The 16,912-nt window shown below is 71.2% G+C and carries 15 protein-coding genes; 13 read left to right on the top strand and 2 right to left on the bottom strand.

What is annotated here, in order from left to right:
* Window positions 1-5: 5 nt before the first annotated feature.
* Window positions 6-1,106 carry an alpha/beta hydrolase gene (locus HG542_RS26255; protein ID WP_171085602.1) on the bottom strand — a complete coding sequence of 367 codons (1,101 nt, stop codon included), beginning with the start codon at window positions 1,104-1,106 and terminating at the stop codon, window positions 6-8.
* A 285-nt stretch (window positions 1,107-1,391) separates the two neighbouring features.
* Between HG542_RS26255 and mqnC the strand changes: the two genes are divergently transcribed.
* The 6 genes from mqnC to HG542_RS26225 all read left to right on the top strand — a co-directional run bounded on the left by mqnC (window position 1,392) and on the right by HG542_RS26225 (window position 8,631).
* The gene (gene mqnC / locus HG542_RS26250; RefSeq protein WP_171085600.1) at window positions 1,392-2,588 is read left to right on the top strand and encodes a cyclic dehypoxanthinyl futalosine synthase; all 1,197 of its coding nucleotides are present in this window, start codon (window positions 1,392-1,394) and stop codon (window positions 2,586-2,588) included.
* A 14-nt stretch (window positions 2,589-2,602) separates the two neighbouring features.
* Window positions 2,603-3,244, top strand: a complete 642-nt coding sequence (locus HG542_RS26245) for an amidohydrolase family protein (RefSeq protein ID WP_171085598.1) — start codon at window positions 2,603-2,605, stop codon at window positions 3,242-3,244.
* A gap of 373 nt (window positions 3,245-3,617) precedes the next feature.
* Window positions 3,618-4,313: a demethylmenaquinone methyltransferase gene (locus HG542_RS26240; protein ID WP_171085596.1), complete on the top strand. Its 696-nt coding sequence runs from the start codon at window positions 3,618-3,620 to the stop codon at window positions 4,311-4,313.
* 104 nt (window positions 4,314-4,417) lie between these two features.
* On the top strand, window positions 4,418-6,406 hold the full coding sequence (locus HG542_RS26235; RefSeq protein ID WP_171085594.1) for a serine/threonine kinase C-terminal domain-containing protein: 1,989 nt from the start codon (window positions 4,418-4,420) through the stop codon (window positions 6,404-6,406).
* A gap of 76 nt (window positions 6,407-6,482) precedes the next feature.
* A complete protein-coding gene (locus tag HG542_RS26230; RefSeq protein ID WP_171085592.1) occupies window positions 6,483-7,766 on the top strand; it encodes a geranylgeranyl reductase family protein in 1,284 nt (427 codons plus the stop codon).
* Window positions 7,767-8,025: 259 nt separating this feature from the next.
* Entirely contained in the window at window positions 8,026-8,631 is a 606-nt protein-coding gene (locus HG542_RS26225) for a hypothetical protein (protein WP_171085590.1), read from the top strand.
* 69 nt (window positions 8,632-8,700) lie between these two features.
* Here the strand turns inward: HG542_RS26225 and HG542_RS26220 are convergent, their stop codons facing one another.
* A complete protein-coding gene (locus HG542_RS26220) occupies window positions 8,701-9,495 on the bottom strand; it encodes a C40 family peptidase (protein ID WP_171085589.1) in 795 nt (264 codons plus the stop codon).
* Window positions 9,496-10,225: 730 nt separating this feature from the next.
* Between HG542_RS26220 and HG542_RS26215 the strand changes: the two genes are divergently transcribed.
* The 7 genes from HG542_RS26215 to HG542_RS26185 form a co-directional block, all read left to right on the top strand.
* Window positions 10,226-10,585: an NADH-quinone oxidoreductase subunit A gene (locus tag HG542_RS26215; RefSeq protein WP_171085587.1), complete on the top strand. Its 360-nt coding sequence runs from the start codon at window positions 10,226-10,228 to the stop codon at window positions 10,583-10,585.
* Between the two features lie 10 nt (window positions 10,586-10,595).
* Window positions 10,596-11,150, top strand: a complete 555-nt coding sequence (locus tag HG542_RS26210) for a NuoB/complex I 20 kDa subunit family protein (RefSeq protein ID WP_171085585.1) — start codon at window positions 10,596-10,598, stop codon at window positions 11,148-11,150.
* A 23-nt stretch (window positions 11,151-11,173) separates the two neighbouring features.
* The gene (locus HG542_RS26205; protein WP_171085679.1) at window positions 11,174-11,875 is read left to right on the top strand and encodes an NADH-quinone oxidoreductase subunit C; all 702 of its coding nucleotides are present in this window, start codon (window positions 11,174-11,176) and stop codon (window positions 11,873-11,875) included.
* Window positions 11,875-13,194, top strand: a complete 1,320-nt coding sequence (locus HG542_RS26200; protein WP_171085583.1) for an NADH-quinone oxidoreductase subunit D — start codon at window positions 11,875-11,877, stop codon at window positions 13,192-13,194. The genes HG542_RS26205 and HG542_RS26200 overlap by 1 nt, the downstream gene beginning before the upstream one ends.
* Window positions 13,195-13,336: 142 nt before the next feature.
* Complete coding sequence (gene nuoE, locus HG542_RS26195) at window positions 13,337-14,062, top strand: NADH-quinone oxidoreductase subunit NuoE (RefSeq protein ID WP_171085677.1); 726 nt, start codon at window positions 13,337-13,339, stop codon at window positions 14,060-14,062.
* The gene (nuoF, locus tag HG542_RS26190; protein WP_171085581.1) at window positions 14,059-15,411 is read left to right on the top strand and encodes an NADH-quinone oxidoreductase subunit NuoF; all 1,353 of its coding nucleotides are present in this window, start codon (window positions 14,059-14,061) and stop codon (window positions 15,409-15,411) included. Before nuoE ends, nuoF begins: the two co-directional genes overlap by 4 nt.
* Window positions 15,408-16,912 (top strand): NADH-quinone oxidoreductase subunit G (locus HG542_RS26185; protein ID WP_171085579.1); only part of this gene is annotated, 1,505 nt, incomplete at its 3' end. The genes nuoF and HG542_RS26185, both read left to right, overlap by 4 nt.

The raw sequence follows: 16,912 nt of genomic DNA, 5'->3' as shown, positions 1-16,912 counted from the left end.
GAGGATCAGGAGGAGGGCGTCGGCCCCTCCATGTGGTCGCTGATCCACTTCATGGAGCTGTCGCCCATGCCCTTCACATAGGTCTTGGCGTTGTGCTCGCCGCCCTGGATGACCTGCAGATGGGTGTGGATCGGGCCCTTGCCGTAGGTGGCGATGAACTTGTCCACCTTCGGGATCACCGACGTCTCCTTGGTGCCGTACTGGAAGGCGAGGTAGACCTCGGGACCCTTGGTGTCGATCAGCTTCTGGGCCAGCAGCTCGGGGTTGTTGGCGGCCTTCTCCTGGTCGTGGCCGGCCCACAGCGGGGAGTCCGGGACGATGTCCGGGCCGGAGGCGATCACGGCCTTGAACTTGTCGGGCTTCTGCAGAACGGCCTTCAGGCCGGAGAAGCCGCCGGAGGAGGAGCCCATGAACGCCCAGCCGTCACGCGACTTCAGCGTGCGGAAGTTCTCCCGCACCAGGTCGGGGACGTCCTCGGAGAGCCAGGTGCCCATCTTGGGCTGGTTCGGGATGTCACTGCCGTCGTAGTAGTACTTGTTGTCCGGGTTCAGCACCGGCATCACGACGATGAAGGGCTGCGACTTGCCCTCCTGCGACCACTGGGCGATCGACGACTCGAGCTTGAGGTCGGTGCCCATCCAGTAGTTCATCGGGTAGCCGTTGCCGCCGGGGAGCGCGACGAGGACCGGGAAGCCGCTGTTCTTGTACTTCGGGTCGTTGTACTGCTTCGGGGCCCAGACCCACACCTTGCCGGTGAAGCCGGACTTCTTGCCGGTGTAGGTGGTGACGGCGATCTTGGTGCCGTCCTCCACGGTGTTGGCGACCTTGAAGTCGGCCTGCGGGCCGGTGGGCATCTGCGTCTTGGAGTCGGCCGGAGCACCGTTGTTGCCGCCCGCCTGCCCGCCGCCGCCCGCCGGGCCCCCGGCCGCACTCTGGCCGAAGGAGACGGACTCGCCCTTGTCCGAGAAGACGTCGAAGTAGTTGAGGACGGGGTAGGCGATCGCGCCGAGCACGGCTATGCACGCCACGACGAGGATCCATCGTTTCGCGCGGGAGGCCCGGCGGTGGCCCTGGGACTGGTAGGCCCCGTTGGCTGAGTGCGTCATCGCGTCGCTCCGGACGATTTGCTGCCCCGAAGGACATGACGGTGGGTGTTCCGACCTAGGTGATGGGCAAACCTCGAGCCCGGGTTCCCGATCGGCCGGTGAATTGCGTCATAGGCTAATCGGGGGGCGCACAGCCTCTTCCGGGGGGCGGCGGAGAGCCCGGATGCAACCGCTTTTGCCGGAAGATCCGCGGGTTGCCGGGACTTGTCCGGCCGCCAGGAGTGCCGTCGGACCCCTGGCGTAGGGTGGTTCGTCGTACACAACACCCTCCGGAAGGGACGCCCGGTGACCGAGAACGCCGACCTTCAGTCCGTCCTCGACCGCGCCGCCGCAGGCGGCCGGATCACCCCGGAGGAGGCCCTCGAGCTGTACCGCTCGGCGCCGCTGCACGCGCTCGGCGCGGCCGCGGACGCCGTCCGCCGCCGGCGCTACGCGGGCACCGAGCACATCGCGACGTACATCATCGAGCGCAACATCAACTACACGAACTCGTGTGTCACCGCATGCAAGTTCTGCGCCTTCTACGCCCCGCCGAAGAGCGACAAGGTCTGGACCCGCCCGCTGGACGACATCCTGCGCCGCTGCGCGGAGACGGTCGAACTGGGCGGCACGCAGATCATGTTCCAGGGCGGGCACCACCCCGACTACGGCGTGGAGTACTACGAGGAGCACTTCGCGGCGATCAAGAAGGAGTTCCCGCAGCTCGTCATCCACTCCCTCGGCGCGTCCGAGGTCGAGCACATGGCGCGGATCTCCGGCGTGAGCGCCGAGGAGGCGATCCGCCGGATCCACGCCGCCGGCCTCGACTCCTTCGCGGGCGCGGGCGCCGAACTGCTGCCGGAGCGGCCGCGCAAGGCCATCGCGCCGCTGAAGGAGTCCGGCGAGCGCTGGCTGGAGATCATGGAGCTCGCCCACACGCTGGGCGTGGAGTCGACCTCCACCATGCTGATGGGCACGGGCGAGACCAACGCCGAGCGCATCGAGCACCTGCGGATGATCCGCGACGTCCAGGACCGCACCGGCGGCTTCCGCGCGTTCATCCCGTACACCTACCAGCCGCAGAACAACGCCCTGAAGGGCCGCACGCAGGCGACGATCTTCGAGTACCTGCGGATGATCGCCGTCGCGCGGCTCTTCCTGGACAACGTGGCCCACATCCAGGGCTCCTGGCTGACCACCGGCAAGGAGATCGGCCAGCTGTCGCTGCACTACGGCGCCGACGACCTGGGCTCGATCATGCTCGAGGAGAACGTGGTCTCCTCGGCCGGTGCCAAGCACCGCTCCAACCGCATGGAGATCATCGATCTCATCCGCAAGGCCGGCCGTGTCCCGGCGCAGCGCGCCACGACGTACGAGCACCTGCTCGTGCACGACGACCCGGCGAACGACCCGGTGGACGACCGCGTCGTCTCGCATCTGTCGTCGACGGCGATCGAGGGCGGCACGGCCCACCCCGAGCTGCAGATCATCGACGCCCGCTGACGGCCGGGCCGTTCGTGCTGACGATCCATGCGGCGGACCTGCTGCTGACGGCCGTCCCCGGTGCGGAGCCCGTGCCCGGCGGGGCCGTGGCCGTGGCAGGCGACAGGGTCGCGGCGCTCGGCCCGTACGAGGAGCTCGCCGCGGCGCACCCCGGTGCCCGTGTGCGCCGCTGGCCGGGCGTGCTGGCGCCCGGGCTGCGGCAGGAGCGTGCGGCGTGGCTGCTGGAGCACGCCTACCACCCCGATCCCCGCGAGTACGCCGAGCTCGGGGACGCGATGCTGACCGGTGACCGGCTGGCGGCCCTGGAGCTGTCGGAGACCCGGCGCTCGGGCAGCGTGCGGCGCGGACTGCAGCTGATGCTGCGGCACGGGACGACGGCGGTCACGGGTCCCTTCGGCGACCCGGTGCTCTCGACGGCGGTGGCGCGCTCCGGTCTGCGGGTGCTCCCGGGCCCGGCGGCGCCCGGCGCGCCGGACCTCGATCCCCTGTGCGGCGTGCGGGAGTTGGCGGCCGCCGTCGCGGCGCCCCTGTCCGTCGGCGCCCGCGCCGACCTCGCCGCCTTCGACGTTCCGGACGAGGCCGGGCTGCTCGCGCGGGGTGCGGGCGGCTGCGTGGCGACGGTGCTGGCGGGACGGCTGGTGTTCCGGGGGCGGTGAGCGCGGCGGCGGGCCCGGCCGGGCCGTCAACGACCCGTAAGGACGCCGACCCCCCACGTCAGGACCCCGTCAACGCGGACGCTCCCGGTCCGCTTCCCCGGCAGGATGATCACTGCGGGGACGGCCGCCGAGGCTGTCCCGCGGTGCGAAGTGTGGAGGACCCGGCCGACAAGGACACAGCGGCGGGTCGCAAGGACGCGCGCCGCCGGCAGGACGCCTGGTTGCCGAGGGGGCGACAGGCGGGGGGACCGGCGGTCCCGTGGGTGCGGGGGCCCCATGGGAAGGCGCAGTCGGCACCGCGGCGCGGTCCGTCCTTCCCGGGCGAGCCGTCCCCGTCCAAGAGCGCCGTGGGGCCGTGGTGAACAATGGGTGCGTGACCCGAGCATCCCTGGACAAGCAGCCGCACGAAGTCGCCGCGATGTTCGACGACGTGGCGGCGAAGTACGACCTGACCAACGACGTGCTCTCGCTCGGCCAGGCGCGGCTGTGGCGCAAGGCCGTGGCGCAGGCCGTGGGCGGGCGGCCGGGGGAGAAGGTGCTGGACCTCGCGGCCGGCACGGGCACCTCCTCGATCCCCTTCACCGCCGACGGCGCGTACGTCGTGCCGTGCGACTTCTCGACCGGCATGCTGCGCGAGGGCAAGAAGCGCCACCCCTGGCTCCCGCTGACCGCCGGTGACGCGACGCGGCTGCCGTTCGCGGACGGTGTCTTCGACGCGGTCACCATCTCCTTCGGGCTGCGCAACGTGCAGGACACGGACGCGGCGCTGCGCGAGCTGCTGCGGGTGACGAAGCCGGGCGGCCGCGTGGTGATCTGCGAGTTCAGCACGCCGGTCTGGGGCCCCTTCCGCACGGTCTACACCGAGTACCTGATGCGCGCGCTGCCGCCGGTCGCGCGGGCCGTCAGCAGCAACCCGGACGCCTATGTGTACCTGGCCGAGTCGATCCGTTCCTGGCCGGACCAGCCCGCCCTCGCGGCGCGGCTGCAGGAGGCCGGCTGGTCGAAGGTCGCGTGGCGCAACCTGACGGGCGGCGTCGTTGCGCTGCACCGGGGAACCAAGCCTGCATAAGGGGTAAATGCCCCGGGCGGGGCGTGGGTTGGCCGTTTGTCATGGGCAGGCAGGCTCGGTCGGTACGATCTTGATCACCTCCCGCCCGAGCCCGGAGCGCCCCTATGCCGCCGCCGTCGTCGTCCGAGCCGCCGAGGCCGTCCGTACCGCCCCTGCCCCCTGCGCCGCCCCTGCCCCCGTACGCGCCGGGCGCGCACCCCGCCGCGTCCGCCCCGCCGTCACCCGCCGCGCTGTTCGTGCGCCGCACCTTCGGCGCCGGCTGGGCGGGGTCGGCCGGGGCCGCGCTGGGGCCGGCGGCCCTGCTGCTGGTGCTCGCGCTCGCCCTCTCGGTCCCGTCCTACGGGAAGTACGACCGCGGCCAGTTCGGCCACTGGTCCGACCGCTTCCAGGCCGCCCTCGCACTGCTCGTGCAGGGCCTCGGCGGCAGCCTCGACGTCGAGACCCGCAGCAGCGGCGGGCTGCTCTCGCTGCTCGTGCGGGGCCACGGCTCGCTGTCCGTCTGGCCGTTGACCGTGACCGTCCTGTGGGCCGGCGCCGTGGCCCTCGGGGCCCGGCGGCTGCGCCGTGCGCAGGGCGGCGGCCCGGAGGCCGCGGTGCGGATCGCGCTGCTGTCGGGCGCGGCCGTGCTGGCGCTCGGTCTGTACGGGCGGCCGGAGGTGCCGCTGCTCTCCGTCGACAGCGGGCCGGTGACGGCGGCGCTGTTCGCGTGCGCGGCCGCGGGTGCGGTGAGCGGGACGGTGCTGTGCCGTGAACGCCTGCGCGCGCGGCTCGGACCGGGCGCCCTGCGCCTCGCACGGGCGTGGGGCACCGCCCTGCGCGCCCTCGGGCTCTCGGTGGCGCTGTGTGCCGTCGTCGTGTTCGCGGTGCTGGCCACGCACGAGCGTCAGGCCGGCGGCGGCACGGGCCTGCTCGCCTCGCTCCTGGTGCTGGTCAACCTGGGACTGATGGGGCTGGGGCTGGCCTGGGGTGCGGCGGTCGAGGGCTCCGTCACCACCCGCGGCCGTGAGGAGGGCGGCGCCTTCGGTCTCTCCGAGCTCGGTCACGCGGCCGGTTCCGCGGGCGGCTGGGCCCAGGCCGGAGCGCTGTCGGTGGGCGCGGTGAGCGCATTGCTCCTCGCCGTCCTGGCGGCCCGGCGCTCGGCCGACCGCCGCGAACAGGCCCTGGCCGGTGTCTTCTTCCTGGCCGCGCTGTGGCTGCTGTCCTTCGCCGCCGGCGCGTCGCTGCACATGTCGGCCGGCACCCGTTTCGCGCTCGGGGCGCACACCAGCGTGGACGCGCGCGTGGCGACGAACGCGGGCGAACTGCTGCTGTTCGGGACGCTGTGGACGGCGGGGGCGGTGCTGCTGGCCGGTGTGCTGTCGGGGACCCTGGGGCGGGCCGTGCGGCCCGCCCGGATGCCGGTACCGGGCCGCCGGACGGCCCTGTTCGCGGCCGCGGGCCTCGCCGCCTTCGTCGTCGTCGGCGCCGCGGCGGCGGGGCTGGTGCTGCACCGGCACGAGAACGCCGCGCGGGGCGCGGAGACCGCCCGGCACGACGACAAGCGCGTCGTCATCGGTCCGTCGGACGACACCGCGAGCCCGTCGGACGAGCCCGCCCCCACGACCCCGCCGGTCACCGCCGCCCCGCAGGCCGGCGCCCCCGCCGGCTACGTCATGCAGCACGATCCGCTCGGTTTCAGCCTCGCCGTCCCCGACCGCTGGATCCGTACGGAGTCCGGCGACCACCAGATCGACTACTCGGCCCCGACCGGCGGTTCGTACCTCCGCGTCGGCCTGCTGCTCAAGTCCCGGCAGTCCGCGTACGACCACTTCACCGACCTCGAAAAGGCCCTGCAGCAGCGCACCGGCAGCTACCGGCGCGTCGCCCTGACCGCCAACTCCTTCCAGGGACACCCCGGCGCCCGCTGGGAGTTCACCTGGACCGACAGGGCGACGGGCCGCACGATGCACGCCGTCGACCAGGCGTACGTGAACGAGGCGGGCACCGAGTACGCGGTGTACTTCCAGGGCCGTGACGACTACTGGACCGGCTCGCCGCAGGTCTTCGAGACGGCGCTGGGCACGTGGTCGACGATGCCGGTCGATTTCGGCTGAACCGGCCGGAGGAGGCCGGGGGCACCCCCCTAGACTGCACAAGTCAGCCCCAATCGAGCCTTCGGGAGAGCCCTCCGTGACCGAGTCGCGTACCGAACACACTGCCGATGTGATCGTCGTCGGTGCGGGCCCGGCGGGCTCCACCACCGCGTACTACCTGGCCAAGGCGGGTCTCGACGTCCTCCTCCTGGAGAAGACCGCGTTCCCGCGCGAGAAGGTCTGCGGCGACGGCCTCACCCCGCGCGCCACCAAGCAGCTCGTGGGGATGGGCATCGACATCTCCGAGGAGGCGGGCTGGCTGCGCAACAAGGGCCTGCGCATCATCGGCGGCGGCGTCCGCCTCCAGCTCGACTGGCCGGACCTCGCGTCCTTCCCCGACTACGGTCTCGTCCGCAAGCGCGACGACTTCGACGAGCAGCTCGCCCGCCATGCGGTGAAGGCCGGCGCCCGGCTGTACGAGCGCTGCAACGTCGGCGCGCCGCTCGTCGACGACCGCACGGGCCGGATCACCGGCGTCGAGGCGAAGCTGGGCGAGGAGAAGACGCCCGTCACCTTCCACGCCCCGCTCGTCGTCGCGGCCGACGGCAACTCCACGCGGCTCTCGCTGGCGATGGGCCTGCACCGCCGCGAGGACCGCCCGATGGGCGTCGCCGTGCGCACCTACTTCACCTCCCCCCGCCACGACGACGACTACCTCGAGTCCTGGCTCGAGCTCTGGGACCGCCGCGGCCCGGAGCACCGCCTCCTGCCCGGCTACGGCTGGATCTTCGGCATGGGCGACGGCACCAGCAACGTGGGCCTCGGCGTGCTCAACACCTCCGCCGCCTTCAAGGAGCTCGACTGGCGCGAGATCCTCAAGGCCTGGTGCGCCTCGATGCCGGAGGACTGGGGTTACACCCCCGACAACATGACGGGCCCGATCCGGGGCGCCGCCCTTCCCATGGCGTTCAACCGCCAGCCGCACTACACCCGTGGCCTGCTCCTCGTCGGTGACGCGGGCGGTCTGGTCAACCCGTTCAACGGCGAGGGCATCGCCTACGCGATGGAGTCGGGCCAGCTCGCCGCGGACGTCATCGTCCAGGCCCACGCCCGCTCCTCGTATGCCCAGCGCGAACTCGCCCTGCAGCGCTACCCGAAGATCCTCAAGGACACCTACGGCGGCTACTACACGCTGGGGCGCGCCTTCGTGAAGCTGATCGGCAACCCGAAGATCATGAAGCTGGCGGCGGAACGGGGGCTGACGCACCCGCTGTTGATGAAGTTCACGCTCAAGATGCTGGCGAATCTGACGGATCCGACCGGGGGTGATGCGATGGATCGCATCATCAACGGCCTGACAAAGGTGGCCCCGCGCTCGTAGGGCGAGCCCCGTCTGCGGTCCGTCTGCGCTCGGCCTGCGCCCCGTCAGGGGCGCGGGGAACTGCGCGACCAGCCCCCACCGGGCCGCAGTCGACGTACCACCCCAGGGGTCCGGGCGCGCAGACGGGGCGTACCCCGCGATGAGAGCGGGGCGCCGAGCCCCGAATCACCCCTTCGTGTCCCCTAACTCCCGCTTTGCGGGCCGTATTTCGGGGGAGATACCGCAATAGTCCGGTTCATCCCGAAGGGGGAGCGCACCTGTGGATCTCAGCCGTACCGCCCGTCTCGCCGCCCGTGCCGTCAGTGCTCGTACCGCGCGGATCGCCGTCGTCGCGACGGCCGTCATACTTCCCGCCGCCGCGCTCGCGGCGACGCCCGCGCACGCGGTGACGGACTGCACGGTCAACGGGGTGCACCGGTCGGGGCGGCTGATCGAGGGGACACCGGGGGACGACACGATCGTCTGCTCCCGCGTCGAACCCGGCACCGTCGTCGACGCGAAGGGCGGGAACGACACCATCACCGTCACCGGGGAGATGGACGGCGACATCCGCGCCGGCGGCGGCGAGGACGCCGTCACCGTCACGCGGTCGGGCCGGGTCGGGGAGGGCGGGTCCGTCGACGGGCAGGGCGGCCACGATCGCATCGACATCGACGGCATCGTCGACGGACGGATCCGCGGCGGCCAGGGCGGCGGCGACACCATCCACCTCACCCGGCACTCCAAGATGACCGGCCACGCCGGCATCACCGGTGTCAGGGAGACCGACACGATCGTCGCCGACGCCGGGTGCGACATCGCGCGGGCGGTCCGGGACGACACGGAGGGGGTTGCCGACGCCGTCAAAGCGGCCTGCATGGCGTGACGTACGCGAAGGGCCGCCGCTCCCGAGCGGGAGAGCGGCGGCCCTTGCGGAATGCTTCGGATGTTCTGTTTACAGAACGCGCACCGCGCCGGTGGGCGGCGAGTAGCTCAGGTCGCGCTCGACGACGCCCGAGCTCGGGTTCTGCGCACCGATGAACTTGCCCCCGCCGATGTAGACGGCGACGTGGTACGCGCTGCCCGCGGAGCCCCAGTACAGGATGTCGCCCGGCTGCAGGTTGCCGAGGCCCACCTGGGTGCCGGCCGTCGACTGGTCCTCGGAGACGCGCGGCAGGCTGATGCCGATGTTGTTGTACGCGGCCTGCACCAGACCGGAGCAGTCGTACGCGGAGGAGCCGGTGGCGCCCATGACGTACGCCTTGCCGACCTGGGCCTCCAGGAAGCTGATCAGGGTGGCGGTGCTGCCCGTGGCGGAGGACGAGGACTCCGACTTCGTGCTCAGCGAACCGCGGTCCGAGGAGCGCGAGGCACGCGCCTCGGCGTCGCGCTGCTCCTGCTCGGCGGCCTTGCGCTCGGCCTCGGCCTTGCGGTCCGCCTCCTCCTTGGCCTTCTTGGCGTCGGCCTTGGCGTGGTCGATCGCGTCTTCCACCTGTGCGCGGACCTGGTAGTCCACAGCGGCCTGCTGCGTGGCGACCGCGCTCTGCGCGATGGAGGTGGAGATCTCGGCGTTGAACGCCGGCATCTCCATGGTCGCCTCGGAGGGCTTCTCGACGGCGGTGGCGGAACCCGCGCCGGCGACGGCCAGGGTGCTGAGGACGCCACCGGCAACACCCGTGCGGACGACCCACGACTGCGTCGCGGGACGACGGGGCTTCCGGTGGCTGGTTATATGCGCGTTCGGGGACATGGGACAACGGACTATCAGTCCGCACAGGTTGAGTTCAAGAAGCGTGACGTGCGCCACAATTGGCGTGTACGCGCCTAGAATTGGACCTTATGGATCACGAGAGGGTCACGGCGCACGACCCCGCCGCACCCCCGATCCGGCGCCTCAGCACGGCGTTTGGGCCCGCCGGCCGGCCGGCGGCCGCCCTACCACCTTTTCCGGTCCCCCGTCGAGGCTGTCCGAAAAGTCCGGCCACCAAACCCCCCGGCGCGTGGCGGAGCTCACGCCCCCACCGCCCCTGCTGGAACTTTGTGCACCGAACGTGAGGGCGGGCGCGGAGCGTGACGGAGGGGCGCCGCCGACCCCCTTCGCCCCATCGGGTCGGGCTCTCTTATCAGTTGACGGCCCATGAGGCCAATTTGCCCGCAGCGGCCTCCGCTTGATAAAGGATCACCTCTGTCACCAGCGCCGACGCGGCCGAATGTCACCTGTCGTGATCACTCGCGTGCTTCGTGTGTGTAGATCACCGCTCATCCGACTTGATGATCGTTCGTCAGGTGGTGAAGATCACAAACACGGTTGCGTACCCCGTGTCGCAGATCACAGACCGGCGGGCATAGGATGCACGCGACCCGGGCTTGTGAACTGCCTCACATGCGGCCGATCTTCGGGCGGCCCAGGGAGCGCGGTGAGCCCGCCGGGTCCGGTCAGCCAGCAGTCAGCGTCGACAGACTGGAAGGAGCGAGGAGCGGTGAACGCGTACGCGCCCATCCTCGTACTGGGAGCCCTCGGTGCCGGCTTCGCGGTCTTCTCCGTGGTCATGGCATCGCTCATCGGGCCCAAGCGGTACAACCGCGCCAAGCTCGAGGCCTATGAATGCGGCATCGAACCGACCCCGCACCCGGCCGGAGGCGGGCGCTTTCCGATCAAGTACTACCTGACGGCGATGCTCTTCATCGTCTTCGACATCGAGATCGTCTTCCTCTACCCCTGGGCCGTCACCTTCGACTCCCTGGGGCTGTTCGGGCTCGTGGAGATGCTCCTCTTCGTGCTCACCGTCTTCGTCGCCTACGCCTATGTATGGCGGCGCGGCGGCCTGGAATGGGACTAGGGGGCGCGTCATGGGACTCGAGGAGAAGCTGCCCAGCGGCTTTCTGCTGACCACCGTCGAACAGGCCGCGGGCTGGGTGCGCAAGGCGTCCGTCTTCCCGGCCACCTTCGGCCTCGCCTGCTGCGCCATCGAGATGATGACGGCGGGCGCCGGCCGCTACGACATGGCCCGCTTCGGCATGGAGGTCTTCCGCGGCTCGCCCCGGCAGGCCGACCTGATGATCGTGGCCGGGCGGGTCAGCCAGAAGATGGCGCCCGTGCTGCGGCAGGTCTACGACCAGATGCCCAACCCCAAGTGGGTGATCTCCATGGGCGTCTGCGCCTCCAGCGGCGGCATGTTCAACAACTACGCGATCGTCCAGGGCGTCGACCACATCGTCCCCGTCGACATCTATCTGCCCGGCTGCCCGCCGCGCCCCGAGATGCTGCTCGACTCGATCCTCAAGCTGCACCGGAAGATCCAGAACGAGAAGCTCGGCGCCCACCGCGAGGAGGCGGAGCAGCAGGCGGAGGAGAAGGCACTGAAGGCCCTGCCGCTCATCGAGATGAAGGGGCTGCTGCAGTGAGCGAGACCCCCAGCCGGAAGGGAATGCCCCCGGAGGAGCGGCTCCCGGCCCAGCGCGACGACTCCGGCGAGGTCATCGGCGTCCGCCGCGGCATGTTCGGCGCCGCCAACGGCGGTGACACCAGCGGCTACGGCGGGCTCGTCCGCACCGTCCGGATGCCCGGCCAGGCCGGCCGGCCCTACGGCGGATGGTTCGACGAGGTGGCCGACGAGCTCGAAGGCGCCCTGGAGGAACAGGGACTCGTCCCGGAGAACGCCATCGAGAAGACGGTCGTCGACCGCGGCGAACTCACCTTCCACATCGCCCGCGAGCACCTGCCGCGCGTCGCCCGCACCCTGCGCGACGACCCGGCGCTGCGCTTCGAACTCTGCACCGGCGTCAGCGGTGTGCACTTCCCCGGGGACAAGGGGCGTGAACTGCACGCCGTCTACCACCTGCGCTCGATCACCCACAACCGGCTGATCCGGCTGGAGGTGGGCGTCCCCGACGCCGATCCGCATCTCCCGTCGCTCGTCGCGGTCTATCCGACGAACGACTGGCACGAGCGCGAGGCCTACGACTTCTTCGGCCTCGTCTTCGACGGCCACCCGGCCCTCACGCGGATCATGATGCCCGACGACTGGCAGGGCTTCCCGCAGCGCAAGGACTACCCCCTCGGCGGGATCCCCGTCGAGTACAAGGGCGCCCAGATCCCGGCTCCGGACCAGCGGAGGTCGTACTCCTGATGTCCACACCGACCAGCCCCCGCGAGACCACCGAGGGCACCGTCTACACGGTCACCGGCGGCGACTGGGACGAGATCGCCGACGCCGCCCGGAAAGGCGACGACGAGCGCATCGTCGTCAACATGGGTCCCCAGCACCCCTCCACCCACGGAGTGCTCCGGCTGATCCTGGAGATCGACGGCGAGACCGTCACCGAGGCCCGCTGCGGTATCGGCTATCTCCACACCGGCATCGAGAAGAACCTCGAGTACCGGAACTGGACCCAGGGCACCACGTTCGTGACGCGCATGGACTATCTGACGCCGTTCTTCAACGAGACGGCGTACTGCCTGGGCGTCGAGAAGCTGCTCGGCATCGAGGAGCAGATCCCCGAACGGGCCTCCGTCATCCGCGTCATGCTCATGGAGCTGAACCGAATCTCCTCCCATCTGGTGGCCATCGCCACCGGTGGCATGGAACTCGGCGCCACCACGATCATGATCTACGGGTTCCGGGACCGCGAGCTCGTCCTCGACGTCTTCGAGCTGATCACCGGCCTGCGGATGAACCACGCCTACGTCCGCCCCGGCGGGCTCGCCCAGGACCTGCCGCCCGGCGCGGTGGACCAGGTGCGCGAGTTCGTGAAGAAGATGCGCCGGAACCTGCCCGAGTACGACAAGCTCGCCACCGGCAACCCCATCTTCAAGGCCCGTCTGCAGGACGTCGGTTACCTGGACCTGGCCGGCTGCATGGCCCTCGGCGTGACCGGCCCCATACTGCGGGCCACCGGCCTGCCGCACGACCTGCGCAAGGCCCAGCCCTACTGCGGCTACGAGACCTACGACTTCGAGGTCGCCACCGCCGACACCTGCGACGCCTACGGGCGCTTCCTGATCCGCCTCGCGGAGATGCACCAGTCGCTGCGGATCATCGAGCAGTGCCTGGACCGGCTCGCGCCCGGGCCCGTGATGGTCGCGGACAGGAAGATCGCCTGGCCGGCCCAGCTGGCCCTGGGGCCGGACGGGCTCGGCAACTCCCTCGACCACATCAAGAAGATCATGGGCACCTCCATGGAGGCCCTGATCCACCACTTCAAGCTGGTGACCGAGGGCTTCCGGGTCCCGCCGGGCCAGGTGTACGCGACCGTGGAGTCGCCCAAGGGGGAGCTGGGCGTGCACGTCGTCAGCGACGGCGGCACCCGGCCCTACCGGGTCCACTTCCGCGACCCCTCCTTCACCAACCTCCAGTCCGTGGCGGCCATGTGCGAGGGCGGCCAAGTCGCCGACGTCATCGTGGCCGTGGCGTCCATCGACCCCGTGATGGGAGGGGTCGATCGGTGAGCGACGTGCACGCGGCTGCCGGGCCGCAGCCGACGACGATGCCCGCACCTCTGCGCCGCGTGGGCGGAGATGGGGGTACCGCCCAGGCGTCAGCTCTGGGGGCGAACAGGAGGATGCGTTGAAACACGAAGTTCGGCTGGGCATGCCGCAGCTGCCCGCGCCCGACTATCCCGCCGAGGTGCGGGCCCGGCTGGAGGCCGATGCCGCGCAACTCGTCGGCCGTTACCCGGACCGGCGCAGCGCGCTGCTGCCGCTGCTGCACCTGGTGCAGGCCGAGGAGGGGTACGTCACCCGCACCGGCATCCGCTTCTGCGCCGAGCAACTCGGGCTCACCACGGCCGAGGTGACCGCGGTGTCGACCTTCTACACGATGTACCGGCGCGAGCAGGGCGGCGACTACCAGGTCGGGGTCTGCACCAACACCCTGTGCGCGGTGCTCGGCGGCGACGCCATCTTCGGCGCGCTGCAGCAGCACCTGGGCGTGGGCAACGGGGAGACCACCGAGGACGGCAAGGTCACCCTGGAGCACATCGAGTGCAACGCGGCCTGCGACTACGCGCCCGTGGTGATGGTCAACTGGGAGTTCTTCGACAACCAGACCGTCGAGAGCGCCAAGAAGCTCGTCGACGACCTCCGCGCCGGACGCACCGTCGAGCCCACCCGCGGCGCCCCGCTCTGCACCTACCGCGAGACCGAACGCATCCTCGCCGGCTTCCCCGACGAACGCCCGGGCGCGGTCGAGGCGAGCGGCGGCGCCGGACCGGCCACGCTGGCGGGCCTGCGGCTGGCCAGGGGCGAGGGCGCCCACCGCGTCGGCCCCCCGCGCCCCGCACCGCCCGCGCAGACGTCCGAGGAGGGGGAGGGATGACCGTGGCACCCGAGATCCACGACGCGAGTCCGGAGAAACTGCTCGCGCCCGTGCTGAGCGCCTTCTGGGACGAGCCCCGCTCGTGGACCCTGGAGACCTATCTGCGGCATGAGGGGTACGAGGGCGCGCGCAAGGCCTTCGCCATGCAGCCCGACGAAGTGATCGCGTACGTCAAGGACTCCGGGCTGCGCGGCCGCGGCGGCGCCGGCTTCCCGACCGGGATGAAATGGCAGTTCATCCCGCAGGGCGACGGCAAGCCGCACTACCTCGTCGTCAACGCCGACGAGTCCGAGCCCGGCACCTGCAAGGACATCCCCCTCCTCTTCGCCAACCCGCACTCCCTCGTCGAGGGGATGCTGATCGCCAGTTACGCGATCCGCTGCAGCCACGCGTTCGTCTATCTGCGCGGCGAGACCGTCCCCGTGCTGCGGCGGCTGCACGAGGCCGTGCGCGAGGCGTACGCGGCGGGCTATCTCGGCCGCAACATCCTCGGCAGCGGACTCGACCTCGACATCACCGTGCACGCCGGGGCGGGCGCGTACATCTGCGGCGAGGAGACCGCCCTGCTGGACTCCCTCGAAGGCCGCCGCGGCCAGCCCCGGCTCCGGCCCCCCTTCCCGGCGGTCGCCGGCCTGTACGCGTGCCCCACTGTGGTGAACAACGTCGAATCCATCGCTTCGGTTCCGGCGATCCTCAACCGAGGCAAGGAATGGTTCCGTTCGATGGGCAGCGAGAAGTCCCCGGGCTTCACGCTGTACTCGTTGAGCGGCCACGTCGCCAACCCCGGCCAGTACGAGGCCCCGTTGGGCATCACGCTGCGCCAGCTGCTCGGCATGAGCGGCGGGATGAGGCCGGGCCACACGCTCAAGTTCTGGACGCCGGGCGGCTCTTCGACGCCGCTGCTCACCGACGAGCACCTCGACGTGCCGCTGGACTACGAGGCCGTGGGCGCCGCCGGGTCGATGCTCGGCACCAAGGCGCTGCAGTGCTTCGACGAGACGACGTGCGTGGTGCGCGCGGTCACCCGGTGGACGGAGTTCTACGCGCACGAGTCGTGCGGCAAGTGCACGCCCTGCCGTGAAGGAACGTACTGGCTGGTGCAGTTGCTGCGCGACATCGAGGCCGGCAAGGGCCGCATGGCGGACCTCGACAAGCTCGCCGACATCGCGGACAACATCAACGGCAAGTCCTTCTGCGCCCTCGGCGACGGCGCCGCGAGCCCGATCTTCTCCTCGCTGCAGTACTTCCGCGGCGAATACGAGCAGCACATCAAGGGCAAGGGCTGCCCCTTCGATCCCTCCAAGTCCACTGTGTGGGCCGACCAGCCGCACCCGGAGGTGCCTGCATGACCGTGACTGAACAGACGTCCAGCGCGCCTCCCGCGGACGATCTGGTGTCCGTCACCATCGACGGGATCGCCCTGTCGGTGCCCAAGGGCACGTTGGTGATCAGGGCGGCGGAGATGATCGGGATCGAGATCCCGCGGTTCTGCGACCACCCGCTGCTGGCGCCGGTCGGCGCCTGCCGGCAGTGCATCGTCGAGGTCGAGGGCCAGCGCAAGCCCATGGCCTCCTGCACGATCACCTGCACGGACGGCATGGTCGTCAAGACGCAACTGACCTCGCCCGTCGCCGAGAAGGCACAGCGCGGTGTGATGGAGCTGCTGCTCATCAACCACCCGCTCGACTGCCCGGTGTGCGACAAGGGCGGCGAGTGCCCGCTGCAGAACCAGGCGATGACGGCCGGGCAGGCCGACTCCCGCTTCGAGCACCGCAAGCGGACGTACGAGAAGCCGGTCCCGATCTCCGCGCAGGTGCTGCTGGACCGCGAGCGGTGCGTGCTGTGCGCGCGCTGCACCCGCTTCTCCAACGAGATCGCGGGCGACCCGATGATCGAGCTGCTGGAGCGCGGGGCGCTGGAGCAGGTCGGCATCGGCGAGGGCGACCCGTTCGAGTCGTACTTCTCCGGCAACACCATCCAGATCTGCCCGGTGGGCGCGCTCACCTCGGCGGCGTACCGGTTCCGCGCGCGGCCGTTCGACCTGGTCTCCTCGCCGTCCGTGTGCGAGCACTGCGCGGGCGGCTGCGCCCTGCGCACGGACCACCGGCGCGGCAAGGTGATGCGCCGGCTCGCCTCGCCCGACCCCGAGGTCAACGAGGAGTGGGTGTGCGACAAGGGCCGCTTCGCGTTCCGTTACGCGCAGCGGCCGGACCGGCTGGGTACCCCGCTCGTCCGGGACGCGAACGGTGAGCTGCAGAAGGCAAGTTGGCCGGACGCGCTGGAGGCGGCGGCCCGCGGACTGGCCGCGGCGCGCGGCCGGGCGGGCGTGCTGACGGGCGGGCGGCTGACGCTCGAAGACGCCTACGCCTACGCGAAGTTCGCGCGCGTCGCGCTCGACACCAACGACATCGACTTCCGGGCGCGGGTGCACAGCGGCGAGGAGGCCGACTTCCTCGCGTCCCGGGTCGCCGGGCGCGGCCGCGACCTCGACGGCAGTGGCGTGACGTACACGGCGCTGGAGAAGGCGCCCGCGGTCCTGCTCGTCGGGCTGGAGGCGGAGGAGGAGGCGCCCGGCGTCTTCCTGCGGCTGCGCAAGGCGTGGCGCAAGCACGGGCTGCGGGTGTTCGCGCTCGCCACGCACGCCACGCGCGGCCTGGAGAAGGCGGGCGGCACGCTGCTGCCCGCGGCGCCCGGCACGGAGACCGAGTGGCTGCAGGCCCTCGCCGACACGGCGGGGCTGTCGGCCGGGCTGGACACGGCGGGCCGCGCGGCCGCCGAGGCGCTGCGCACCGAGGGCGCGGTGATCGCCGTGGGCGAGCGGCTGGCGGGCGTGCCGGGCGCGCTGACCGC

Source organism: Streptomyces morookaense (assembly GCF_013030945.1).
Taxonomy (GTDB): Bacteria; Actinomycetota; Actinomycetes; order Streptomycetales; family Streptomycetaceae; genus Streptomyces; species Streptomyces morookaensis.
Note: the sequence above shows the minus strand (reverse complement) of the source record. Positions and strands in the feature narration are given on the sequence as shown.

Bases quoted from the DNA above. Each gene is read 5' to 3' on its own strand.
- HG542_RS26255 (WP_171085602.1), bottom strand. From the start codon at position 1,106: ATGACGCACTCAGCCAACGGGGCCTACCAGTCCCAGGGCCACCGCCGG.
- HG542_RS26235 (WP_171085594.1), top strand. From the start codon at position 4,418: ATGCCGCCGCCGTCGTCGTCCGAGCCGCCGAGGCCGTCCGTACCGCCC.
- HG542_RS26220 (WP_171085589.1), bottom strand. From the start codon at position 9,495: ATGTCCCCGAACGCGCATATAACCAGCCACCGGAAGCCCCGTCGTCCC.
- HG542_RS26210 (WP_171085585.1), top strand. From the start codon at position 10,596: ATGGGACTCGAGGAGAAGCTGCCCAGCGGCTTTCTGCTGACCACCGTC.
- HG542_RS26205 (WP_171085679.1), top strand. From the start codon at position 11,174: ATGCCCCCGGAGGAGCGGCTCCCGGCCCAGCGCGACGACTCCGGCGAG.
- HG542_RS26200 (WP_171085583.1), top strand. From the start codon at position 11,875: ATGTCCACACCGACCAGCCCCCGCGAGACCACCGAGGGCACCGTCTAC.
- nuoE (WP_171085677.1), top strand. From the start codon at position 13,337: ATGCCGCAGCTGCCCGCGCCCGACTATCCCGCCGAGGTGCGGGCCCGG.
- nuoF (WP_171085581.1), top strand. From the start codon at position 14,059: ATGACCGTGGCACCCGAGATCCACGACGCGAGTCCGGAGAAACTGCTC.